The following is a 21,542-nucleotide window of genomic DNA, read 5'->3' on the forward strand; positions in this document are numbered from 1 at the left end:
GAGAAGGGATCGTTCTCGCGAAGAGAAGGAAAGCGAGGACGGTCCCACGGTGGTCGAAGCCCGGCCCAATCGGGGCGAAAGCCGCGGTGAACTGGACTCTTGCTCTGATTCACCACCCCTGGGTCATCACATGGCGCGATCCGCATTCCTATGATGGGCCCACGACACCGACGGGCCGCTACGACCAGGCAGTCCGATGCGGTGCAAATGCGGCGCGATGGTGGAGGGGTCGATGACTCAGGGGGCCGGTCAGGGACCCGAGGTGGAGCGGACGGCGACGTTGCGCGACTTCCGAGTGCCCGCGTACGTCCACGAGGCCGGTCCGTACCTCCACAGCGCCCACCCCGGCGAGGTGGCCCCGCCGCCCGGGGAGCCCTACCCCGAGGGGTACACGCCGACCGAGCGCGATCTGCCCGTGATCAACCGGGGCGACACCGTCCAGGTGACCGTCGACCCCGAGGCCGCCGCAGCGCCGCAGGCCGACACCGGGCAGGGCCCGCTGTACGTCGTGGGCGACGTGCACGGCTACCTCGACGAGCTGGTGGCCGCCCTCCAGGAGAAGGGCCTCCTCGACGCCGCCGGCAGCTGGTGCGCGGGGACCGCCCGGCTGTGGTTCCTCGGCGACTTCACCGACCGCGGCCCCGACGGCATCGGCGTCATCGACCTGGTGATGCGGCTGTCCGCCGAGGCCGCCGCGGCGGGCGGCTATTGCAAGGCGCTCATGGGCAACCACGAGCTGCTGCTGCTCGGCGCCAAGCGGTTCGGCGACACCCCCGTCAACTCCGGTGCGGGCACCGCCACTTTCCAGGCGGCCTGGCTGCTCAACGGCGGCCAGAAGACGGACATGGACCGCCTCCAGGACCACCACCTGCAGTGGATGGCCCGTCTGGACGCCGTCGAGGAGGTCGACGGCCACCTGCTCGTCCACTCCGACACCACCGCCTACCTCGACTACGGACGTTCCATCGAGGAGGTCAACGACACCGTCCGCGAGACGCTCACGCGCAACGACGCGGACGAGGTCTGGGACCTGTTCCGCAAGTTCACCAAGCGGTTCTCCTTCCGCGACGAGGGCGGAGCGGACGCCGTGCGCTCCCTGCTCGATACGTACGGGGGCACCCGCATCGTTCACGGCCACAGCCCGATTCCCTATCTGCTGGGTGAGGTCGGCTCCGAGGAAGACGAGGACAACTCCGATCCCGTGGTCGAGGGACCACACGTCTACGCCGACGGACTCGCCATCGCCATGGACGGCGGCGTGACCATGGCCGGAAAGCTGCTGGTCCAGCAACTGCCGCTCGGTACGTGAACGTTCACCGGGCAGGCGTTTGCCGTCACAGGACCGGACCGGTGAAGGGCCAATTTCGGTAAACCCCCTGTCACCGCCCACCTTCACGGCTCTACCATCGGCTTATCCGTAGCAGGCTCCCCTCCGTTTCTGCCCGACGGCTCGTCAGCATGCCGAGCCCCAAGCCCTACGGAGCATCGGGGGATGCACATGAACAGCGTTCCGCAGCACCTGCTGAGCGAGGACCGCCAGGAATACGAGCGGATCCTCGATGAGGCGCTGCGCTCCGCACCACACCGTCCGGAACTGGCCGCTGTCGGACAGCGGCTCAACCCCGAGCAACTGCGCACCATGGCGCTGAACGCCACCGCGCTCATCACGGCGGCCGCGTCGACCGAGTACCAGCACTACGTCAAGGTCCGTGAGGAAACGCGCCAGCCGGCGCCGTCCCACCAACCGGCCGTGCGCGCATCCGGCTCCTCCGAGCCGGACACGGGCGCGGCGGGCCTCGCCGCCACCATGGCCGAGACCACCGGCGCGGGCGCCGTCGCCGTCGTCGCCGTCCTCGCCCCCGTCCTGGCCGGAACCGCCGCGGCCATCTTCCTGCTCGTCGGCTACATCCTCCAGATGCTCAACCCCGAGCAGGCGTTCGCCCGGACCATGCTCACCACGGGCTGGGTGTTCGGTGCCGTGACCGCGGTCGCGATCCTCGTCGCCGCGGTGGGACTGTTGATCACCGCCCTGCGCAACAAGCCGACGGCCGAGAGCGACCCGCACGGCGAACTGCAAGGGGAGGTGGAGCGGGCCAGGGAGGCCTGGCGCGAGGCCCTGCTGGAACGCGGCATCCTGCCCTTCCTCCGGGAGGCCCTCGTCGACCCGAGCTCGGCCGCCGCGCTGCACCACACATCCCCGTCCACGCCGGTCAGCCGCATCCCGCACCTCGGCTACGACCGCCCGGGTTTCACCAGCCCGGAGGACGGCGGCCGCGGCTCGCGGCCGAGCTTCAGCAGCCCGGACTACACCAGCCCGGACTTCGGAGGACCGGAACACCAGCCGGAGTAGCCATCGGGTCGGTGCCGCAGGCCGGTTCACCCCCGCGGGCCAGGGGACCAGGGACCACCGGTCCCCGGCCCTCGGCCTGTGTGCGGACGGATCAGTCCGCGATGGGCAGGTACACGCGGTTCCCGCTCGCCGCGAACTCCTTCGACTTCTGGGCCATGCCGTCCTCGATCTCGGCCTGGGTGCCGCCGTGTTCACGGCGGATGTCCTGCGAGATCTTCATGCTGCAGAACTTGGGACCGCACATCGAGCAGAAGTGAGCCGTCTTCGCGGGCTCCGCCGGCAGGGTCTCGTCGTGGAACTCCCGTGCCGTGTCCGGGTCGAGGGCGAGGTTGAACTGGTCCTCCCACCGGAACTCGAAACGGGCGTCGGACAGCGCGTCGTCCCACTCCTGGGCACCCGGATGTCCCTTGGCGAGATCCGCTGCGTGGGCGGCGATCTTGTAGGTGATGACGCCGGTCTTGACGTCGTCACGGTTCGGCAGGCCCAGGTGCTCCTTGGGCGTGACGTAACACAGCATCGCCGTGCCCCACCAGGCGATCATCGCGGCACCGATGCCGGAGGTGATGTGGTCGTACGCCGGCGCGACGTCCGTGGTCAGCGGGCCGAGCGTATAGAACGGAGCTTCATCGCAGATCTCCTGCTGAAGGTCGATGTTCTCCTTGATCTTGTGCATCGGGACGTGGCCCGGGCCTTCGATCATGGTCTGCACGTTGAAACGCTTCGCGATCCGGTTGAGTTCCCCGAGAGTCCGCAGTTCCGCGAACTGCGCCTCGTCGTTGGCGTCCGCGATCGAGCCCGGCCGCAGGCCGTCGCCGAGGGAGTACGTGACGTCGTACGCGGCGAGGATCTCGCAGAGCTCCTCGAAGTTCTCGTACAGGAACGACTCCTTGTGGTGCGCGAGGCACCAGGCGGCCATGATCGAGCCGCCGCGCGAGACGATGCCGGTCTTGCGGTTGGCCGTCAGCGGCACGTACGCCAGGCGGACACCCGCGTGGACCGTCATGTAGTCCACGCCCTGCTCGGCCTGTTCGATGACCGTGTCCTTGTAGATGTCCCAGGTCAGCTCCTCGGCCCGGCCGTCGACCTTTTCCAGGGCCTGGTAGAGCGGCACGGTGCCGATGGGCACGGGGGAGTTGCGCAGCACCCACTCGCGCGTGGTGTGGATGTTGCGGCCTGTGGACAGGTCCATGACCGTGTCGGCGCCCCAGCGGGTCGCCCAGGTCATCTTCTCGACCTCCTCCTCGATGGAGGAGGTCACGGCCGAGTTGCCGATGTTGGCGTTGACCTTCACCAGGAACCGCTTGCCGATGATCATCGGCTCGATCTCCGGGTGGTTGACGTTGGCCGGCAGCACCGCCCGGCCCGCCGCGATCTCGTCGCGGACCACCTCGGGCGAAACGTTCTCCCGGATGGCCACGTACTCCATCTCGGGCGTGATCTCGCCGCGGCGAGCGTACGCGAGCTGCGTGACCGCCTTGCCGTCCCTCCCGCGGCGGGGCTGGCGCGGCCGTCCTGGGAAGACGGCATCGAGGTTGCGCAGGCCGCCGCGGGGCGAGGTGTGCTTGATGCCGTCGTCCTCGGGACGGACGGGTCGGCCCGCGTACTCCTCGGTGTCGCCACGGGCGATGATCCAGTTCTCACGCAGCGGCGACAGGCCCCTGCGGACGTCGGTGTCGACCAGAGGATCGGTGTACGGGCCCGACGTGTCGTACAGCGTGACCGACTGCCCGTTGGTGAGATGCACCTGACGGACCGGCACGCGCAGGTCGGGGCGGGTGCCCTCGACGTACGCCTTGTGCCAGCCGATGGACTTCCCGGCCTCCTCGGACTGTGCGTCCTGAACGGAGGCAGGCGTGCGTGCGTCCTTGTTGGTCATGAGACCTACTCCCTACGCCGGCATTACCCGGTAACAGGTTCGGCGGTCGACGCAGCGGCTTCCGTCTGCCGACGTTCCGTGTGAAACATCACTCGACTTCGGTGATGTTTCATGTGAAACATCGCTGGGACGGAGGTCAGCGCCCTCTCAGCCCGGTGCTCCGAGCTCCCGCGTGTACAAAAGGTGCCTCCACGCTAGCGGCAATTCTGGCGCGGTGAACAGAGGGCCCCTCTCGTTCTTGCGATGATCGGTCGGTGACCACGACGCAGCGTCCTCCTTACCCACCGCCCGAACCGCCCCGCGGGTCCGGCGCCGGCAACGGCAACGGCCGTGGGCACGAGCACGATTTCGCCGCCCCGGGCGGACTCGGTCCTGCCCGCGGACAGACGCACGGGCACAGGACCGGTCCTGAGAACGGGCAGGGTGCCGGTCCTTCCGGCCCGTCCGGTCCTTCCGGCCCATCCGGCCCGTCCGGTGCGTACGGTCCCGGCTCCGGAGGCTGGCACGGTCCGGGCCGCGGAGAGAGCGACAGGCCCGGTGGAGGCCAGGGGCACGGTGGGGGCGACGGGCACGGCGAGGGCCACGGCCCCGGTGGTGGACCGGGGTACGGCGACGGACAGGGGTACGGCGAAGGCCGGGGGCCCGGCGAAGGCCACGGGTCCGGCGGCGGACAGGGGTCCGGCGGCGGACACGGACCCGGCGGCGGTGACGGGCCCGGTCACGGGAACGGCCCCGACCCCGCACCCGGCGGCGGCCACGGGCACTCGCACAGTCACAGCCACGGTCCTGCCACGCCCGTCTCCATGCACCTGCGCAAGGTCATCGCGGCGGTCCTGATCCCCTTCGGCGCCGCCGTGCTGATCGGTCTCGCCGTGCTGTGGCCGGGCGGTGCCCCGCCGCACGAGCGCACCGGCGTGGGCTTCGACCGGCAGACTCAACAGGCCTCGGTCACCAAGGTCGTGGAGGTGAGCTGCAAGGAGGCCGGCGCCTCGGGTGTCCCGCCGACCGGCGACACCTCCACCGCCGAGGGCTCCTCCGCGGTCCAGCAGGAGAACGGCACCTGCAAGCGGGCGACGATCCGGGTCGACAGCGGCAAGGACAAGGGCCGTACCTTCACCGAGATCGTCCAGCCGGACCAGTCCCGCCAGCTGGAAGAGGGCCAGGAGGTCGTGGTCGCCTACGAGCCCTCCGCGCCGAAGGACCTCCAGTACTCGGTCACCGACATCAACCGCCGCCTGCCCATGGCGCTGCTCGCCGGCATCTTCGCCCTCGCCGTCGTGGTCGTCGGGCGGCTGCGCGGTGTCATGGCCCTGGTCGCACTGGCCATCAGCTTCCTGGTGCTGAACCTCTTCATCCTGCCCGCGATCCTTCAGGGCTCCAACCCGCTGCTCGTGGCGGTGGTCGGTGCGAGCGCCATCATGCTCATCGCCCTGTATCTGTGTCACGGCCTGTCCGCCCGGACATCCGTGGCGGTGCTCGGCACCCTCATCTCCCTGCTGCTGATCGGCGTTCTCGGCTCGCTGTTTATCGGCTGGGCGGCGCTCACGGGCAACACCGACGACAACACCGGTCTGATCCACGGCCTCTACCCGACGATCGACATGAGCGGTCTGCTGCTCGCCGGCGTCATCATCGGTTCGCTGGGTGTGCTCGACGACGTGACGGTCACGCAGACGTCGGCGGTCTGGGAGCTGCACGAGGCCAACCCGTCCATGGGCTGGCGCGGCCTCTACCGCGCGGGCATCAGGATCGGCCGCGACCACATCGCCTCGGTCGTCAACACGCTCGTCCTCGCCTACGCGGGTGCCGCCCTGCCGTTGCTCCTGCTGTTCTCCATCGCGCAGAGCAGCGTCGGGACGGTCGCCAACAGCGAGCTGGTCGCGGAGGAGATCGTGCGCACGCTGATCGGTTCGATCGGACTGGTCGCCTCGGTGCCGGTCACCACGGCCCTGGCCGCGCTGGTGGTCTCGGCCGACCGCCCGGGAGCGCAGCCCGCCGTGGAGGCGGCACCGGCGGCCACCGCCGCGGCCCCGGCACGCGGGGGGAAGGGCCGGCGCCGCAAGCGCTGACGGCTCTCGCACTCCGAAGCCATGTGTCCCACCGTACGGAGAAGCGTTCCTGCTCAGCTCGGCGGCATCCGGTGAAGCGTTACTCCACCATGCCGCCGACGGATGTCTCAGCCGGCGCCCTGTTCCGCCAGGATGCGGTCCAGGGCCTCGTCGAGGTGGGCGTCGAAGTCGGCGAGCGAGCCCTCCTGGCCCAGCGGCACCAGCTTGTCGGTGCGGTCGAGGAAGGCGACCAGCGGTGCCGTCGACGACCGGAACAGCGCCTGATCGCTGCCCACCTGAAGCCGGATCAGCACCTCGCCCAGCGCGTCCGGTTCGACGGGCGTGACCCGGACATCGCCCTCCCCGCACGGCCGGCCGACCCCGTCGATCAGCAGCTCCCGGCCGAAAGCCCACGTCACGGGGGCATCACCGGGCAAATGGAAGGTCAGCCTCACGGCATAGGGATCACTGGTCTCATAGCGCAGCTCCACCGGAATGCGGAAGGAAAGCTCCTCGGACACGAGAAAGCTCATCATGACCTCTGCTTGTACGGACTCGCGCATCGCTAACCCCGTCATTCGCCGTGGACTGGCCGGGAACGTACCTCTGACACGTGTGGAATCTTGCTGAACGTACACAGCAGATCACAAGGAGTGAGTTTTCACATACTGATAGAGAGCGCGAGCGATCCGAGCAGACTTCCGATCTCGTTCTGCAACTGCCGGGCCGCGGGGAGCAGTCGGTGCTCCTGGTGGGCGGGCAGGGAGATGGCCATCGTGGCGGCCGTGGTGCCGAGGGTGAGAGGAATCGCCGCGCACACAGCGCCCAGGGCGTACTCCTGACGCTCGGTCACAGGTTCCATCCGCCGTACTCGCTCCAGACGGCGCAGCAGGCTGTGGTTGTCCCGCACGGTGTACGGGGTGAGCGCCTGGACCGGATAGCGGTCGAGGTGATCCCGGCGGGCCTCCTCGTCCAGCTGGGACAGCAGGCACTGCCCGATGGCGTGCGCGTGCCCGGTCTCCCGGAAGTCGGCCCACTCCTCGACCGCGGGATTGGCGGGAGTGTCGGAGACGCACATGAGCTCGATCTCGCCCTCGCGGTACACCGCGTAGTAGACGGGCACACCGAGCGTGTCCCGCCAGTGCGCGAGGGCGTCGACGACCGTGCTGCGACGTTTCTGCCGTGCCCCGCTGCTGCTCAGCCGCTCGGCGGCCTCGCCGAGGAAGAACAGGCCCTTGTCCCGGCACAGATAGCCCTCGTGCACGAGGGTGCGCAGCAGGTGGTAGGCGGTGGGCAGGGCCAGCCCGGTTTCCCGGGCCAGTTGCTTGGCGGGGGCGCCGTATTCGTGCGCCGCGACGGTCTCCAGCAGGCGCATCGCACGCTGCACGGACCCGATGAGGGTCGCCGGAGGGGGTGGCGTGGCGGGAGGCGATTGCTCGGAGGGGGGCGCCGAGCGGGGTTGCGCGGGGACGGTGTGCAGGTGGACACGTGCGGTGTCAGCCGGGGCCAAGGGTCACTCCCGAAGCGCGAGGGGGCAGACCGTGCCGATGGACACGGGTGGGGGTGTACGCCGCTCGCGGGGGATGTCCCCGCGTCGAATTCCGGACTCTATTCGTCTGCCACCGCACGCAGACGGCCCGGAACGGAAACTTCCCCCGGCCGAGGGAACCGGTCACTCCGGGTGTTTCCCGCTACCCCCACCGGTTGCCCACCGGTCTCACCAGTCGCTGCGCGACGAGGAGCTCGACGTGAACTTCCGTACGACATAGACCAGTCCACCGACCAGCGCCACGAAGACCAGCACCTTGAAGAGCAGTCCGATCACGAACCCGACCACGCTGGCGATCAGCCCGCCGAACACGACCAGGGCGATGACCGGCACCGCGATCCACTTCACCCACCACGGCAGTCCCGTGAAGATCTCTCGCATCGCCCTCGTCCTTACCTCTCCGCCCGTTCGAGTGCCGGGTCCTGTCGGTACTTCTGGATCTCTGATGTCCTGCACTCGATGCTAGGTCCGGGAGCGGGCCCGGCGGGGGCCTCGCGCCCCTTGTCTCCCCCTGACCGAACCCCTAGGGAACCCGGAGACGGACCGTCACCTCTCGGGCGGAGAGAAGACCACCAGCACCCTCAGGTCCTCGGTGATGTGGTGGAACTTGTGCGCGACGCCGGCCGGTACGTAGATCACGCTGCCGCGCGCCACCTGAGTCGTCTCCAGGCCGACGGTGATCGCGGCACGGCCGCTCACAACGAAGTAGACCTCGTCCTGATTGTGCGGCTTCTGTGGATCCTGGTCGCCCGCATCGAGGGCGTACAGGCCGACCGACATGTTCTGCTCCCGCAGAAACTGCAGGTAGGCGCCCTCGTTGGCGGCGCGCTCCGCCTCCAGTTCATCCAGCCGGAATGCCTTCATCGCCTTGTCCGCCCCTGCCTCTTGTGCCCATGTCCGATCAGGTCTGCCACGATCAGACACATGATGAATTTCCTAGTCAAGACGATCGCCAACGCGGGTGCCCTGGCGGTCGCCGTATGGCTGCTGGACAAGATCACCCTGACCGGTGACAGCACGGGCAAGAAGATCGGCACCCTGATCGTCGTCGCGCTGCTTTTCGGCCTGGTGAACTTCCTGGTCAAGCCGGTCGTCAAGCTCCTCAGCCTCCCGCTGCTGATCCTGACGCTCGGCCTGTTCACCCTGGTCGTCAACGCGCTGATGCTGCTGCTCACCTCGTGGCTGGCCGACCAGCTCGACCTCAGCTTCCACGTGGAGGGCTTCTGGACGGCCGTCCTGGGCGGCCTGATCATCTCCGTCGTCTCCTGGGCGCTGAACGTCGTCCTGCCCGACAAGGACTGAGCGCGCATGACGTACCGCGTCTGCTTCGTCTGCACGGGCAACATCTGCCGTTCCCCGGTGGCCGAGATCGTCTTCCGCGCGCGCGTGGCGGAGGCCGGTCTCGACCGCCTGGTCGAGGTCGACAGCGCCGGCACGGGCGGCTGGCACGAGGGCGACGGCGCCGACCCGCGCACGGTGGCCGTCCTGGCGGAGCACGGCTACGCCACCGGGCACACGGCCCGCCAGTTCCAGCCGTCGTGGTTCTCCCGCCTCGACCTGGTCGTCGCCCTCGACGCCGGCCACCTCAGGGCGCTGCGCCGCCTCGCGCCCACGGAACAGGACGCGCAGAAGGTGCGCCTGCTGCGTTCGTACGACCCCGACGCGGGCGACGACCTCGACGTGCCGGACCCCTACTACGGAGGCGCCGAGGGTTTCGGTGAGTGCCTTGAGATGGTGGAGGCGGCGAGTGCCGGTCTGCTCGCCGCGGTGCGTGAGGACGTGGAGGGACAGGCGGCATGAGTGAATCCGCGGCGGGCGACGCGCATGGGGTGACGGGCGACGCCGGTCCGGCGGCCGGTGCCACGGGCCGTGCGGGGCGCGAGATCGACCCGGTGTCGGCGGGCGGTGACGGCACACGCGCGGTGCGGGCCGGGCTGCCCGAGCCTGCCAAGTACGAGCCCACCCTGCCCGGACCGGTGTTCGCCGCCCACTACCACCTGCCGGGCGAGCCCACCGGTCCCTACACCTACGGCCGTGACGAGAACCCGACCTGGACGCTGCTGGAGCGCGCCGTCGGCGAGCTGGAGGCGCCCGGCCGGGACGGTGTCGAGGCGCTCGTGTTCGCCTCCGGCATGGCCGCGGTCTCGGCCGTGCTCTTCTCCCAGCTGCGCGCCGGGGACGTGTGCGTAATGCCCGACGACGGCTATCAGGCGCTGCCCCTGGTGCGCGCCCAGTTGGAGGCGTACGGCATCGAGGTGCGCACCGCCCCCACCGGCGGTGACGCGCAGCTCGACGTTCTGGACGGCGCGAAGCTGCTGTGGATCGAGACCCCGTCGAACCCCGGCCTCGACGTGTGCGACATCGGGCGGCTCGCGGAGGCGGCACACGCGCGTGGCGCCCTGGTGGCCGTCGACAACACCCTCGCGACACCGCTCGGCCAGCGCCCCCTGGAGCTCGGCGCCGACTTCGCGGTGGCCAGCGGCACCAAGCAGCTCACCGGTCACGGCGACATCCTCCTGGGTTACGTCGTCGGCCGGGACACCGAGGCCATGGCCGCCGTGCGCCGCTGGCGCAAGATCGTCGGTGCGATTCCCGGACCGATGGAGGCCTGGCTCGCGCACCGTTCGATCGCGACGCTCCAGATGCGGGTCGACCGGCAGAGCGCGACGGCCCTGGCGGTCGCCGAGGCGCTGCGCGAGCGGCCCGAGGTGACCGGGCTGCGCTATCCCGGACTTCCCGACGACCCCGCGCACAAGATCGCCGCGCGGCAGATGCGGCGCTATGGGTGCGTGGTGTCGTTCACGCTGCCCACGCGCGCGCGTGCCGACCGTTTTCTCGACGCCCTGCGGCTCGTGGACGACGCGACGAGCTTTGGCGGAGTGCGGTCCACGGCCGAACGGCGCGGGCGCTGGGGCGGCGACGCGGTGCCGGAAGGCTTCATCCGCCTGTCGGTGGGTGCCGAGGATCCAGAGGATCTGGTGGCGGATGTGCTGCGTGCGCTGGACGCGTCGGCAGCCTGACGATCCCCCATGGACGGTCCGAGCCTCCCCCCTCGTGGCTCGGACCGTCCCCCGGTTCCGCGCGCAAGAACCGCGCGACCAAGGCTAGTTGACTCTCTGTCAGTGTCCAATCACAGTAGCGACAGAGACCTATCGACTTATTTATAGTTGAGCGCGGTCGGGGGCCGGGAGCGGGACCGACGAGGGGAGAGCGGTGTGGATCTGGCCTTGCTGCGGACCTTCGTGACCGTGCACCGGGCCGGATCATTCACCCGCGCCGCCGCCCTGCTGGGCCTCTCTCAACCGGCCGTCACCTCGCAGATACGCACACTGGAACGGCAACTGGGCCGCCCTCTTTTCCTGCGGCAGGCCCGCGGCGTGACCCCGACGAGCATCGGCGACGAGCTCGCCCACAAGGCGGCACCGCATCTCGACGCCTTGGTGGAGATCGCCGAGACCGGTCTCGACGACGACTCCTCCTTACGGACCCTGCACCTCGCCGGGCCACCGGAGTTCACCGCCGAACGAGCCCTGCCCGCCCTCACGGAGCTGACCGGCGAGGACGGCCAGGGCTTCGCCCTGCGCGCCTCCTTCGGGAACGCCGAGGAAACGCTGGAAGGGCTTTCCGCCGGGCATCATGATCTGGCCATCTGCACGGCCCGTCCGCGCGGTGCCCTGCTCACGGCGACTGCGCTCTGCGACGAGGAGCACGTTCTGGTCGCCGCCCCGCGCTGGGCCGAACAGATCGGCGCCGGGCAGCCTGACCGCAAGCCGGAACCGGCCCTGGAGCAGGTACCCGTGGTCGAGGTGCACGAGTCGCTGCCCTTCATCTCCCGCTACTGGGCCTCCGTCTTCGACTCCCGCCCGGCCGCTCCGGGCACTGTCGTCGTCCCCGACCTGCGAGCGGTTCTGGCATGCGCGGTCGCGGGCGCGGGCCTGGCCGTGCTGCCCCGCTATCTGTGCGCGGCCGCGTTGGAACGGGGTGACGTGATCGCCCTTCACGAGCCGGCGGTGCCGCCGCTGCGCACGTACTTCCTGGTGGTGCGCACCGGGACGCTCGCGATGCCCCATATCGCGCGGGCCCACGAGTGGTTGCAGCGGGCGGCGGCCGACTGGTGCTGAGGAGGCGCCCGAGGGCGGGTGCCGGGTTGCGCGGGCGCTAAGGGCGGCAGCCAGGACAGCGCCTCACTCTGAGAGCTCGACCGGTGACGTTTCGCGATGTTTCACGTGGAACCAGCCGGGCCACATTTCACCCATGACCGTCCGACCTGTGGTCAAGCGCACCGCCCGTGCCGTTCTGCTGGACGGTGACGACCTGATCCTTATCAAGCGCACCAAGCCGGGCATGGATCCCTACTGGCTCACTCCCGGCGGCGGAGTCGAGCCCAGCGACCCGACCGTTGTCGACGCCCTGCACCGCGAGGTGTACGAGGAGCTCGGCGCGAAGATCACCGACGTGGTGCCCTGCTTCGTGGACACCGTGGAGCACATCGGGGACGACGGCGGGGCGACCGGTGTGAAGGTGCAGCACTTCTTCGTCTGCCGCCTGGAGTCCATGGATCCCTCGCTCCGTCACGGCCCCGAGGTGGACGAGCCGGTCGGCGAGTACGAGATCGTCCGCGTGCCCTTCACCCGGGTCGGAATCGCCTCCGTCCATCTCGTTCCGCTGTCGCTGCGGCACTACCTGGACGGCAACATCGAGGGTGTACTCGCCATGCACGCTTCTGACCTGGGCTGACACCGGAGGGGGTCAGGGCCCGGCCGCGACGAGTTCCTCCACGGAGTCGTGCCGTATGCGCTCCGACGGGATGCCGATGTCCCGCAGGGCATCCACACCGCTGCGGATCATCCCGGGCGGGCCCGACAGGTAGGCGTCGTACTCGTTCCACGGCCCGTAGGCGCGTACCGCGTCCGGAAGCTGCTGGTGAGCCAGCTGGTCGATGATCGCGCGGACCGAGAGCCAGGGGTGGCTCTGCTGGAGGCGGAGCATGGTGTCGATGTCGTACAGGTCGTGGTCGGTGCGGGCACCGTAGAAGACCTCGACCGGCCGGCGTTCCCCGTGCTCGGCGACGTCCTCGACCAGCGCCTTGATGGGCGCTATGCCGGTGCCGCCGCCCAGGCAGAGCAGCCCGCTGTCGGTGGTGTGGTCCACGGTCATGGAGCCGGCGGGCGGGCCGAGCCGGACGATGTCACCTGGCCGGGCGCGGTGCACCAGGGCGTTGGAGACCCAGCCCGCCGGGACCGCCTTCACATGGAACGACAGCAGACCGTCGGAGCGGGGCGCCGAGGCGAAGGAGTAGTGCCGCCATATCCGGGGCCACCAGGGAGTCTCCAGGCTCGTGTACTGCCCGGCGAGGAAGGGGTAGGGCTGGTCGGGACGGACGGTGACGACCGCGACGTCCGGCGTCCTGAGGTCGTGTGTGACGATCTCGGCGTACCACCATGCCGGGGCACGCAGTTCGTCGGCGGCCGCCGCGTCGATCATGATCTGGGAGATCGTGGTGTACGTCCGTATCCAGGCCGCCTCCATCTCCTCGTCCCAGACCCCGGCGGCGTACTTGCTGAGCGCGCCGATCAGGCACTCGCCGACGGCCGGGTAGTGCTCGGCCCGCGTGCCGTACTTCCGGTGGCCCCGGCCGAGGCCCCGCAGGTAGTCGACCAGGACATCAGTGTTGTCGATGTGCTCGGCGGCCGTGAGCAGCGCCCTGAGCAGCCGGTCCCGCTGGGTGTCCATCGCGGCCGGGAACAGCGAGCGCAGGTCCGGGTGGCGGACGAAGAGCAGGGCGTAGAAGTACGAGGTGACCTTGTCGGCCACGGGCGTGACCTCTGCCATCGCGCGGCGAATGAGGACGGCGTCCGGGGACGCTTCCACGGCCGGGGCGGAGGCTGCTGGTCCTGGGGGCGACAACGATGCGGGCCGCTGAGGGGGAACACGCGGCTCGTCGGGAGGAGCCGTCGTGGAGGCGAACGGCTCCGGGGCCGGTGTGACCGTCGTGGTCGCGGGTCGCGGCGCCGACGGAGCGGAGGGCTCGGTCGTGTGGCCGGGCGGGGGTATCGCGTCCGGGGACTGGCGCTCCTGGTCCGGCACACCGGTGCTCGCGCCGTCTGCCGGCGCGGCGGGTGGAGCGGCTGTGCCGTCTGGCGGCGTTTCCGGGTCGGCCGTCTGCCGTCCCACCGGGCGTATCACAGCCGGGCGACGGTCGTCCGGCGTCCCTTGCTCGTTTCCGGGCGTCGTCGTCGGCTTGGTGCGGGGCGTGAACCAGTCGCCCCCGCCGCCAGAAGTGCCGTTGTCGGCAGACGTGGTGGTCGGAGCGTCCATGGTGTGCCTCGCCTCGAGCATCTTTCGGTCGGTCTGCGCACTTCCCCAGTCGGAAGGTGCCTGCTTTCCCCCGTGGACGGACTGCGTTCCCATCCGTGTCGCGGCCAATGCGGCCACATTCAACCCGTGTTCCGGCTCTGTACGGACAAGTAAGGCGAGAGTGTGACATTGACCGCAGTAATCCCACCTGAGCTTCCCACTCGCCTGGGAGGCTCAGTCGCGTAACCGGAAACGCCAGTCTTCGATCTCTCCGTCCCGCTAGGGTGCATGGCCCTGTACGCGGCCCACACAGAACAGGTCACCCGCCCCGAACGTGAACCGGAGTCGACCCTACCGGCCACCGCTGTGCACACAAGTCCCCCCTTGCCCCGTCACGAATGAGGGCACGGCGCGGTCACCAACACGGTCAATACCGGGCGACGCACCTGTGTTTCACGTGAAACGTCTGGCGTCTTTCCACGCTCTGTGCAGCCGACTACAACTGGCCAAAATCTCGTATGGCTCTGGGGAAAGAGGTGGACGTCAGGGCCTCCGGTCGGACAGCCTGACCTGCGTGCCGACTCCTTCCCTTGCCTCTCTGCCCATCCGCCGTCTGACGCTCCGCGATCTCGCCGCCTGCGCCGACTTGTCCGAGGACCGGGGGTGGCTACGGGAGGAGCACAAGTGGGGCTTTCTCCTCACGGCCGGAAAGGGCTACGGCATCGACGACCCGGACGGCGGCCTCGTGAGCGCCTGCATTGTCACCGAGTACGGACCGCAGGAGCGCCCCGACCTCGCAGCGATCGGCATGGTCCTCGTCGCCGAACGGCACGCCCGACAGGGCGTGGGACGGCGACTGATGCGCCACGTCGTCTCAGCGATGGGCACCACGCCCCTCACCCTGCATGCCACGCCGTACGGCCGGCCCCTCTATGAGGAACTCGGCTTCAAGGTCACCGGACGGGCGGAGATGGTGTGCGGGCGTTTCACACCAGGCGGGCCACAGCCGACCGTCGCCACCCGTGCCGCGACTGCCGAGGATCTCGCTGCGATCCTCCGGCTCGACGAGCAGGCGTTCGGGACCGACCGCACGCACATCGTCACCCGACTGCCGGCCTTCGCCGACCAGTTGCGCGTGGCGGAGGAGGACGGGTGGATCATCGGCTACGGGGCCGTCTGGCCCAACATGGACACCCATGTGATCGGTCCGCTCATCGCGCGTGACACGTCGGTGGCCCAGGCGCTCATCGCCTCTCTCGCCGCCCACACCGACCGTCCCCTGCGCACCGACATCGACGTCCGGCACACCGAGTTGCTCGCGTGGGTGAAGGACCGCGGTCTGGCGCTCATCGCCTTCAACTCGGTGATGTCGTACGGGATCACCGAGCTGCCCGGGGACTGGAGCCGTCGGTTCGCGCCGGTCACGGTCGCTGCGGGCTGAAGGGCACCGATACGACGACGCCGGCTCCCGGGGGACCGGGGAGCCGGCGTCGTGTCGCTGAAGCGGCCCGTCAGGCGAGTGCCTCCACGGCGGCCGTGGCGAAGGCGTGGTCCTGCTCCGGCGCACCACCGCCGACACCGAGCGCGCCGATCAGGCGGCCGTCGCGATGCACCGGCACACCGCCGGCGATGAACAGCAGCGGCCGGTCGAGTGCGGTGGGCAGGGTGTGGAAGAGGCCTCCGGGCTGCACGGCGTCGACGAGGTCGGCAGTGGGCGCGTTCAACTGGAGAGCCGTGTAGGCCTTGCGGGTGCTGGTCTCGCCGGAGATCAGCACGGCACGGTCGTCACGCCGGAAGGCGAGCAGATGGCCGCCCGCGTCCAGGACGGTGACGCTGACCGTGACACCTGCGGCCTCTGCCGCGCGCCGGGCGGCGGTGACCAGGATGTCGGCGTCCTGGGTGGTCAGCGGGGCTACTGCGGTGGTGGTGCTCATGAGGTCGTTCTCCTGGAAACTCGCTGGATCGTGCTGCTCCGGGCCGGGGCAGGCGGTGAACCTGGGGTCGGCCCGGTGGCTCAGTGGTGGATGGCGGCCTGCTGCTCGGTCGACGGGGATCCCGTGACGACGGTGCTGGGAGCTTCGGCGCGGCGTTCGAGGGCGGCCGAGAGGAGGGCCAGGCCCAGGGCTCCCGCGGCGAGGACGGCACCGACCCAGTTGGGGGCGGTGTAGCCGAAGCCCGCCGCGATCAGGAGGCCGCCAAGCCAAGCGGACAGGGCGTTGCCGAGGTTGAAGGCGCCGATGTTCACGGCGGAGGCCAGCGTCGGCGCGCCGTGCGCCTGGTCGAGGACCCGTTTCTGGAGCGGCGGGACACTGGCGAAGCCCAGGGCACCGATCAGGGTGATCATGACGGCCGACAGCAGCTTGTTGTGCGCGGTGAGGGTGAACAGCGCCAGAACGACGGCCAGGGCGCCCAGGGAGACGTACAGCATGGGCATCAGGGCGCGGTCGGCGTACTTGCCGCCCACGAGGTTGCCGCCGACCATGCCGAGGCCGAAGAGGACCAGCAGCCAGGTGACGGAGCCGTCGGCGAAGCCCGCGGTGTGGGTCATCATCGGGGCGATGTAGGTGATGGCCGCGAAGACGCCGCCGAAGCCGAGGACGGTCATCGCCATCGCGAGCAGCACCTGCACGTTCGTGAAGGCGGCGAGTTCGTGCCGCAGGCGCACCCCCTCCGGCTTGGGCATGTCGGGGACGAGCCGGGCGATGCCGGCCAGGCCGACGACACCGAGGGCGGCGACGATGCCGAAGGTCACCCGCCAGCCGACGGACTGCCCGACGAGCGTGCCCAGCGGGACGCCGACGACGTTGGCGACGGTCAGGCCGGTGAACATCATCGCGATCGCTCCGGCCTTCTTGTCCGGGGCGACGAGGTGGGCCGCGACGACCGAGCCGATCCCGAAGAAGGCTCCGGGGGCCAGCGAGGCGACGACGCGGCCGATCAGCATGACGGCGAAGGCGGGAGCGAGTGCCGAGAGCAGGTTGCCGACGATGAACAGGCCCATCAGCAGCATCAGCATCCGCTTACGGGAGACCTTGGTGCCCAGAACGGTCATCAGCGGGGCGCCGAACATGACACCGAGCGCGTAGCCGGTCACCAGGTAGCCGGCGGTGGGGATGGAAACCCCGTAGTCGCCCGCGACCTCGGGCAGCAAGCCCATGATCACGAACTCGGTCGTGCCGATCCCGAAGGCCCCGATCGCGAGGGCCAGAAGCGCGAGAGGCATGGAGGGGTACACCTTCCCAGACAATTGCAGGAGCGCTTTACGTGCTCCGACAATAGTTGCACACGCGGGCTAGCTGCAAGCGCCGTCAATTGCGGGCCTGCTCTATCCTGGGTGTCAGCCACTCCGGGACGGAGGAAACGCCAATGACAGCGACGGACCCCGCGCTCACCGCTCTCGCCCAGAGCTGGTGCGCCCTCTCCCTGCTGCACGGGAGGATCGAGGCCCGCATCGAGCGCGCTCTCCAGACCAAGCACGACCTCAGCGCGCGCGAGTACTCCCTGCTCGACGTGCTCTGCCGGCAGCACGACGGGGACGGCGGCCATCTCCAGATGAAGCAGGTCGCCGACGCGGTCGTCCTCAGCCAGAGCGCCACCACCCGTCTGGTCACCCGGCTCGAGGACCGCGGACTCCTGGAGCGCTACCTGTGCCCCACCGACCGCCGGGGCATCTACACGAACGTCACCGAGGCAGGCCTCAAGCTGCTCGAAGAGGCCCGGCCGACCAACGACGCCGCCTTGCGCGAGGCTCTCGACGAGGCGGCGAAGAATCCGGAGCTGGCTCCTCTGGTCCGGGTCGTGGAGACGCTGAAGACTCCGGTGCCCGCTTAGAGTCCGCCCGCACCGGCCGTCCTGCGCGGGATCCGGCCGTCACCCGCAGGATCTGACCATTCCTGCGCAGGGCCCGGCCGTCGCTGCGTAGGGTGCGGTCCATGGGAGATCTTGAGATACGCCCCGCGACCGCCGACGACGTACCCGCGATCGTCACCATGCTCGCGGACGACCCCTTGGGCGCACAGCGCGAGTCACCCGACGACCTCACCCCGTACCTGACCGCGCTGGAGCGGCTCAGCGCCGACGCGAACCAGCGCCTGGTCGTGGCGGTGCGGGAAGACCGCGTCGTCGGCACGCTCCAGCTCACTCTCATTCCCGGGCTCTCCCGACGCGGTGCGACCAGGTCGATCATCGAAGGCGTACGCGTCCATGCCGACGAGCGGGGCAGCGGCCTGGGAACACAGCTCATCGAGTGGGCGATCGATGAATCCCGGCACCTGGGCTGCCAGTTGGTCCAGCTGACCTCCGACAACACACGAACGGACGCCCACCGCTTCTACGAACGGCTCGGCTTCACGGCCTCTCACACGGGCTTCAAGCTCGCGTTGTGACGGCCGTGGAGGGGGGTCTGTTTCACGTGAAACAGACCCCCCTCCACGTCACCGTCTAACCGATCCCACGCCAACCCTCAGGGTCGACCCCGCCCGGCACGGGAGCCCCTTCGTCGTACGGCTGACGCGTGAACACGAACGAACCGAGGTCCAGATGGCTCGCGGACCCGTCCGGCCGCCGTACGGCCTTCAGTAGCTCTCCGGCGTAGTAACCCTCCAGGCCGGTCCAGGTGCCATCGCCGTTCGGTCGGAACCGCGAGCGTCGCCCGTTGCCGGACAGCGGCTCCAGTGAGACGAGTCCGTCGGCCGTGAGCCGCAGGGCGAAGGCGTACGTGCCCCAGTACCACTGCCCTGCCAGCTCCAGCGTCGACGGGGCGACGTCACTCAGTGGCCTCCATGGGGCGGGGATCCGGGGCTCCGCGTCGGCGACGGTACGGACGAGGTCGGCGGCGACGCCGGACACCAGTGGTCCCGAGGTGCAGTTGGCCAGCACGACCGCCGCCACGTCGTCCTCCACGCTGATGCTCACATTCGCCAGAAAGCCCGGCAGGGATCCGCTGTGCCCCACGAGCAGCCGGCCGTGCCTGCGCTGAATCTGCATGCCGAGGCCGTAGGCATCACCGGACATCACATCCGCAGCCTCCGCCGGTGCCGCCGGGGTCCGCATCTCCCGCAGCGGCTCGGCACTCAGCACCCTCTCGTCACCCCTCATCAGGAAGGCCGCGAACCGGGCCAGATCTGCCGTGGTCGACCAGAGTTGACCGGCGGGTGCCATACGACCGAGGTCCTCGGCGGGCTCGGGCAGCAACACGTCGGCCCAGGGGTGCACGGCCCAGCCACCCGCGTGCGGAGCCCGCGGTCGCACGTCCGTGCGATCGAGCCCCAGTGGTTCGAGCACTTCACGCCGTAGTGCCTCCTCCCAGGAGGTCCCCCGCAGCTCCTCGACGAGCGCGCCCAACAACGTGTAGCCGGGATTCGAGTAGTGGTGCCGTCGGCCGACGGGGTGCAGAAGAGGCTGCTCACCGAGCACGTCGGACAGTTCCGGCCGCAGGGATCCGGGCGTGCGTTCCCACCACGGACCGGGCGACTCGGCCGCCAGGCCGCCTGTGTGCGCGAGCAGTTCGGCGACCGTGGCCTCCCCCGCGCCCGTACCCGGAACGTACTTCTCCAGCGGGTCCCCGAGCCCGAGCAATCCTTCGTCCCGCAGGCGCATCACGAGAACGGCGGTGAAGGTTTTGGTGATCGAGCCGATGCGGTACTGGACGTGCTCGTCGGGCTCTTCTCCGTCCACCGATGTCCGGGAGCCGTGCCACACCGCCCGCCCGTCCCGGACCACGGCCGCGACCAGCGACGGGGCCCGCCCCTGTGTCTGTGCCACGGCGATCCGGTGCAGCAGCGCACGACTCGTTGCGGGAAGCAGCTCTTCCTTGGGTGTCGTCATGGCCCAAGTCCACCTGGCCCGGCCCGGCGAGTCGACCTCATTACGCCGCCGGCACCGGCTCAGGTCTGCGCCATGTCCACGAACCGCGAGTAGTGCCCCTGGAAGGCGACCGTGATCGTCGCCGTCGGGCCGTTTCGGTGCTTGGCCACGATCAGGTCGGCCTCGCCCGCGCGCGGCGACTCCTTCTCGTAGGCGTCCTCGCGGTGCAGCAGGATGACCATGTCGGCGTCCTGCTCGATGGAACCGGACTCACGCAGGTCGGAGACCATCGGCTTCTTGTCCGTGCGCTGCTCGGGGCCACGGTTCAGCTGGGAGAGCGCGATGACCGGGACTTCCAGCTCCTTGGCCAGCAGCTTGAGGTTACGGGACATGTCCGAGACCTCCTGCTGACGGCTCTCGGCCCGCTTGGAACCGCCGGACTGCATCAGCTGGAGGTAGTCGATGACCACCAGCCGCAGGTCGTTCCGCTGCTTGAGGCGACGGCACTTGGCGCGGATCTCCATCATCGACAGGTTCGGGGAGTCGTCGATGTAGAGCGGGGCGGCCGAGACGTCCGGCATCCGCCGGGCCAGACGCGTCCAGTCCTCGTCCGTCATCGTGCCCGACCGCATGTGGTGCAGGGCGACCCGGGCTTCGGCGGACAGCAGACGCATCGCGATCTCGTTGCGCCCCATTTCGAGCGAGAAGATCACGCTCGGCAGGTTGTTCTTGATCGAGGCGGCCCGCGCGAAGTCCAGCGCGAGCGTGGACTTACCCATGGCGGGACGCGCGGCGATGACGATCATCTGGCCCGGGTGCAGGCCGTTCGTGAGGGAGTCGAAGTCCGTGAACCCTGTGGGCACACCGGTCATCTCACCACTGCGCGAGCCGATCGCCTCGATCTCGTCGAGAGCGCCCTCCATGATGTCGCCGAGCGGCAGATAGTCCTCGCTGGTGCGCTGCTCGGTGACCGCGTAGATCTCCGCTTGGGCGCGGTTGACGATCTCGTCGACGTCGTCGTCGGCCGCGTATCCCATCTGCGTGATGCGTGTGCCCGCCTCGACCAGGCGGCGCAGCACGGCCCGCTCATGGACGATCTCCGCGTAGTAGGCGGCGTTTGCGGCCGTGGGCACCGTCTGGACGAGGGTGTGCAGATACGAGGCCCCGCCGACCTTGTTGATCTCACCGCGCTTGGTGAGCTCGGCGGCGATCGTGATGGGGTCGGCCGGCTCGCCCTTGGCGTAGACGTCGAGGACGGCCTGGTAGATCGTCTCGTGGGCCGGCTTGTAGAAGTCGTGGCCCTTGAGGATCTCGACGACGTCGGCGATGGCGTCCTTGGAGAGCAGCATGCCGCCGAGGACGGACTGCTCCGCCTCGATGTCCTGCGGCGGTACCCGCTCGAACGCCGGAGCCGCGCCCCCGTCCCATGCCCCGCTGTCCCTGCCCCGCTCGTGCTGCTCGTCGCGGCCCCGGGCTCCGTCGCCACGTCGGCGGGAGGCGGGCAGACGATCACTGGGACCGCTGTCGGCCCACGGGTCGTCCAAGGGCTCGGAAATGCTCACCGAGCCACCTCCTCCCGTCCGCCGCAGCAGACCTCGCCGTGCCCCTCTGTTCTAC

General features: G+C 69.6%; 21 protein-coding genes. 11 read left to right on the forward strand and 10 right to left on the reverse strand.

The window, feature by feature from the left end:
- Positions 1–217 precede the first annotated feature (217 nt).
- Positions 218–1,309 (forward strand): metallophosphoesterase family protein, encoded by a 1,092-nt coding sequence (locus QC385_RS19080; RefSeq protein WP_279542519.1) that lies wholly within the window; start codon positions 218–220, stop codon positions 1,307–1,309.
- Positions 1,310–1,492: 183 nt separating this feature from the next.
- Positions 1,493–2,350, forward strand: a complete 858-nt coding sequence (locus QC385_RS19085) for a hypothetical protein (protein ID WP_279542520.1) — start codon at positions 1,493–1,495, stop codon at positions 2,348–2,350.
- 91 nt (positions 2,351–2,441) lie between these two features.
- Here QC385_RS19085 and thiC read toward each other — a convergent pair whose 3' ends face one another.
- Positions 2,442–4,226 carry a phosphomethylpyrimidine synthase ThiC gene (thiC, locus tag QC385_RS19090; protein WP_279542521.1) on the reverse strand — a complete coding sequence of 595 codons (1,785 nt, stop codon included), beginning with the start codon at positions 4,224–4,226 and terminating at the stop codon, positions 2,442–2,444.
- Between the two features lie 803 nt (positions 4,227–5,029).
- On the opposite strand from thiC, the gene QC385_RS19095 reads away from it, so the two are divergent.
- On the forward strand, positions 5,030–6,295 hold the full coding sequence (locus QC385_RS19095) for a YibE/F family protein (RefSeq protein WP_443032936.1): 1,266 nt from the start codon (positions 5,030–5,032) through the stop codon (positions 6,293–6,295).
- A gap of 107 nt (positions 6,296–6,402) precedes the next feature.
- Here QC385_RS19095 and QC385_RS19100 read toward each other — a convergent pair whose 3' ends face one another.
- The 4 genes from QC385_RS19100 to QC385_RS19115 all read right to left on the reverse strand — a co-directional run bounded on the left by QC385_RS19100 (position 6,403) and on the right by QC385_RS19115 (position 8,687).
- Complete coding sequence (locus tag QC385_RS19100) at positions 6,403–6,837, reverse strand: SsgA family sporulation/cell division regulator (protein WP_031115219.1); 435 nt, start codon at positions 6,835–6,837, stop codon at positions 6,403–6,405.
- A 98-nt stretch (positions 6,838–6,935) separates the two neighbouring features.
- Positions 6,936–7,661 carry an IclR family transcriptional regulator gene (locus tag QC385_RS19105; RefSeq protein WP_336621306.1) on the reverse strand — a complete coding sequence of 242 codons (726 nt, stop codon included), beginning with the start codon at positions 7,659–7,661 and terminating at the stop codon, positions 6,936–6,938.
- A gap of 330 nt (positions 7,662–7,991) precedes the next feature.
- Positions 7,992–8,204, reverse strand: a complete 213-nt coding sequence (locus QC385_RS19110; RefSeq protein WP_234750359.1) for a DUF5326 family protein — start codon at positions 8,202–8,204, stop codon at positions 7,992–7,994.
- 165 nt (positions 8,205–8,369) lie between these two features.
- Entirely contained in the window at positions 8,370–8,687 is a 318-nt protein-coding gene (locus tag QC385_RS19115) for a cupin domain-containing protein (protein WP_059414731.1), read from the reverse strand.
- 60 nt (positions 8,688–8,747) lie between these two features.
- Between QC385_RS19115 and QC385_RS19120 the strand changes: the two genes are divergently transcribed.
- The 5 genes from QC385_RS19120 to QC385_RS19140 all read left to right on the forward strand — a co-directional run bounded on the left by QC385_RS19120 (position 8,748) and on the right by QC385_RS19140 (position 12,560).
- Positions 8,748–9,125 carry a phage holin family protein gene (locus QC385_RS19120; protein ID WP_279542523.1) on the forward strand — a complete coding sequence of 126 codons (378 nt, stop codon included), beginning with the start codon at positions 8,748–8,750 and terminating at the stop codon, positions 9,123–9,125.
- Between the two features lie 6 nt (positions 9,126–9,131).
- Complete coding sequence (locus tag QC385_RS19125; protein ID WP_279542524.1) at positions 9,132–9,623, forward strand: low molecular weight protein-tyrosine-phosphatase; 492 nt, start codon at positions 9,132–9,134, stop codon at positions 9,621–9,623.
- Positions 9,620–10,843 (forward strand): cystathionine gamma-lyase, encoded by a 1,224-nt coding sequence (locus QC385_RS19130; protein WP_279542525.1) that lies wholly within the window; start codon positions 9,620–9,622, stop codon positions 10,841–10,843. Before QC385_RS19125 ends, QC385_RS19130 begins: the two co-directional genes overlap by 4 nt.
- 195 nt (positions 10,844–11,038) lie before the next feature.
- Positions 11,039–11,944, forward strand: coding sequence for a LysR family transcriptional regulator (locus tag QC385_RS19135; protein ID WP_279542526.1), 906 nt, complete (start codon positions 11,039–11,041; stop codon positions 11,942–11,944).
- Positions 11,945–12,077: 133 nt separating this feature from the next.
- Positions 12,078–12,560, forward strand: coding sequence for an NUDIX hydrolase (locus tag QC385_RS19140; RefSeq protein WP_279542527.1), 483 nt, complete (start codon positions 12,078–12,080; stop codon positions 12,558–12,560).
- Between the two features lie 12 nt (positions 12,561–12,572).
- Here the strand turns inward: QC385_RS19140 and QC385_RS19145 are convergent, their stop codons facing one another.
- A complete protein-coding gene (locus QC385_RS19145; protein WP_279542528.1) occupies positions 12,573–14,162 on the reverse strand; it encodes a globin domain-containing protein in 1,590 nt (529 codons plus the stop codon).
- Positions 14,163–14,694: 532 nt separating this feature from the next.
- On the opposite strand from QC385_RS19145, the gene QC385_RS19150 reads away from it, so the two are divergent.
- Complete coding sequence (locus QC385_RS19150; protein WP_279542529.1) at positions 14,695–15,561, forward strand: GNAT family N-acetyltransferase; 867 nt, start codon at positions 14,695–14,697, stop codon at positions 15,559–15,561.
- Between the two features lie 70 nt (positions 15,562–15,631).
- On the opposite strand, the gene QC385_RS19155 is transcribed toward QC385_RS19150, so the two are convergent.
- Both QC385_RS19155 and QC385_RS19160 read right to left on the reverse strand, forming a co-directional pair.
- Positions 15,632–16,054 carry a GlcG/HbpS family heme-binding protein gene (locus QC385_RS19155; protein ID WP_279542530.1) on the reverse strand — a complete coding sequence of 141 codons (423 nt, stop codon included), beginning with the start codon at positions 16,052–16,054 and terminating at the stop codon, positions 15,632–15,634.
- Between the two features lie 80 nt (positions 16,055–16,134).
- Positions 16,135–17,343: an MFS transporter gene (locus tag QC385_RS19160; protein WP_279542531.1), complete on the reverse strand. Its 1,209-nt coding sequence runs from the start codon at positions 17,341–17,343 to the stop codon at positions 16,135–16,137.
- Positions 17,344–17,486: 143 nt separating this feature from the next.
- Here QC385_RS19160 and QC385_RS19165 point away from each other — a divergent pair, with 143 nt between their 5' ends.
- Positions 17,487–17,951 (forward strand): MarR family winged helix-turn-helix transcriptional regulator, encoded by a 465-nt coding sequence (locus tag QC385_RS19165; protein WP_279542532.1) that lies wholly within the window; start codon positions 17,487–17,489, stop codon positions 17,949–17,951.
- A gap of 101 nt (positions 17,952–18,052) precedes the next feature.
- Positions 18,053–18,505, forward strand: a complete 453-nt coding sequence (locus QC385_RS19170) for a GNAT family N-acetyltransferase (RefSeq protein WP_279542533.1) — start codon at positions 18,053–18,055, stop codon at positions 18,503–18,505.
- Between the two features lie 55 nt (positions 18,506–18,560).
- Here QC385_RS19170 and QC385_RS19175 read toward each other — a convergent pair whose 3' ends face one another.
- Entirely contained in the window at positions 18,561–19,946 is a 1,386-nt protein-coding gene (locus QC385_RS19175; RefSeq protein WP_279542534.1) for a serine hydrolase domain-containing protein, read from the reverse strand.
- A gap of 59 nt (positions 19,947–20,005) precedes the next feature.
- Entirely contained in the window at positions 20,006–21,487 is a 1,482-nt protein-coding gene (gene dnaB, locus QC385_RS19180) for a replicative DNA helicase (protein WP_279542535.1), read from the reverse strand.
- Positions 21,488–21,542 lie beyond the last annotated feature (55 nt).

Origin of the sequence: Streptomyces sp. DH10 (assembly GCF_029813805.1) — a bacterium.
In the GTDB taxonomy this organism is placed as follows: domain Bacteria; phylum Actinomycetota; class Actinomycetes; order Streptomycetales; family Streptomycetaceae; genus Streptomyces; species Streptomyces coeruleofuscus.

Excerpts from the sequence above, each read along its gene's own strand:
- QC385_RS19080 (WP_279542519.1), top strand. The coding sequence starts at position 218 with ATGGTGGAGGGGTCGATGACTCAGGGGGCCGGTCAGGGACCCGAGGTG.
- QC385_RS19085 (WP_279542520.1), top strand. The coding sequence starts at position 1,493 with ATGCACATGAACAGCGTTCCGCAGCACCTGCTGAGCGAGGACCGCCAG.
- thiC (WP_279542521.1), bottom strand. The coding sequence starts at position 4,226 with ATGACCAACAAGGACGCACGCACGCCTGCCTCCGTTCAGGACGCACAG.
- QC385_RS19095 (WP_443032936.1), top strand. The coding sequence starts at position 5,030 with ATGCACCTGCGCAAGGTCATCGCGGCGGTCCTGATCCCCTTCGGCGCC.
- QC385_RS19100 (WP_031115219.1), bottom strand. The coding sequence starts at position 6,837 with ATGCGCGAGTCCGTACAAGCAGAGGTCATGATGAGCTTTCTCGTGTCC.
- QC385_RS19110 (WP_234750359.1), bottom strand. The coding sequence starts at position 8,204 with ATGCGAGAGATCTTCACGGGACTGCCGTGGTGGGTGAAGTGGATCGCG.
- QC385_RS19115 (WP_059414731.1), bottom strand. The coding sequence starts at position 8,687 with ATGAAGGCATTCCGGCTGGATGAACTGGAGGCGGAGCGCGCCGCCAAC.
- QC385_RS19120 (WP_279542523.1), top strand. The coding sequence starts at position 8,748 with ATGATGAATTTCCTAGTCAAGACGATCGCCAACGCGGGTGCCCTGGCG.
- QC385_RS19125 (WP_279542524.1), top strand. The coding sequence starts at position 9,132 with ATGACGTACCGCGTCTGCTTCGTCTGCACGGGCAACATCTGCCGTTCC.
- QC385_RS19130 (WP_279542525.1), top strand. The coding sequence starts at position 9,620 with ATGAGTGAATCCGCGGCGGGCGACGCGCATGGGGTGACGGGCGACGCC.
- QC385_RS19140 (WP_279542527.1), top strand. The coding sequence starts at position 12,078 with ATGACCGTCCGACCTGTGGTCAAGCGCACCGCCCGTGCCGTTCTGCTG.
- QC385_RS19145 (WP_279542528.1), bottom strand. The coding sequence starts at position 14,162 with ATGCTCGAGGCGAGGCACACCATGGACGCTCCGACCACCACGTCTGCC.
- QC385_RS19155 (WP_279542530.1), bottom strand. The coding sequence starts at position 16,054 with ATGAGCACCACCACCGCAGTAGCCCCGCTGACCACCCAGGACGCCGAC.
- QC385_RS19160 (WP_279542531.1), bottom strand. The coding sequence starts at position 17,343 with ATGCCTCTCGCGCTTCTGGCCCTCGCGATCGGGGCCTTCGGGATCGGC.
- QC385_RS19165 (WP_279542532.1), top strand. The coding sequence starts at position 17,487 with ATGACAGCGACGGACCCCGCGCTCACCGCTCTCGCCCAGAGCTGGTGC.
- QC385_RS19170 (WP_279542533.1), top strand. The coding sequence starts at position 18,053 with ATGGGAGATCTTGAGATACGCCCCGCGACCGCCGACGACGTACCCGCG.
- QC385_RS19175 (WP_279542534.1), bottom strand. The coding sequence starts at position 19,946 with ATGACGACACCCAAGGAAGAGCTGCTTCCCGCAACGAGTCGTGCGCTG.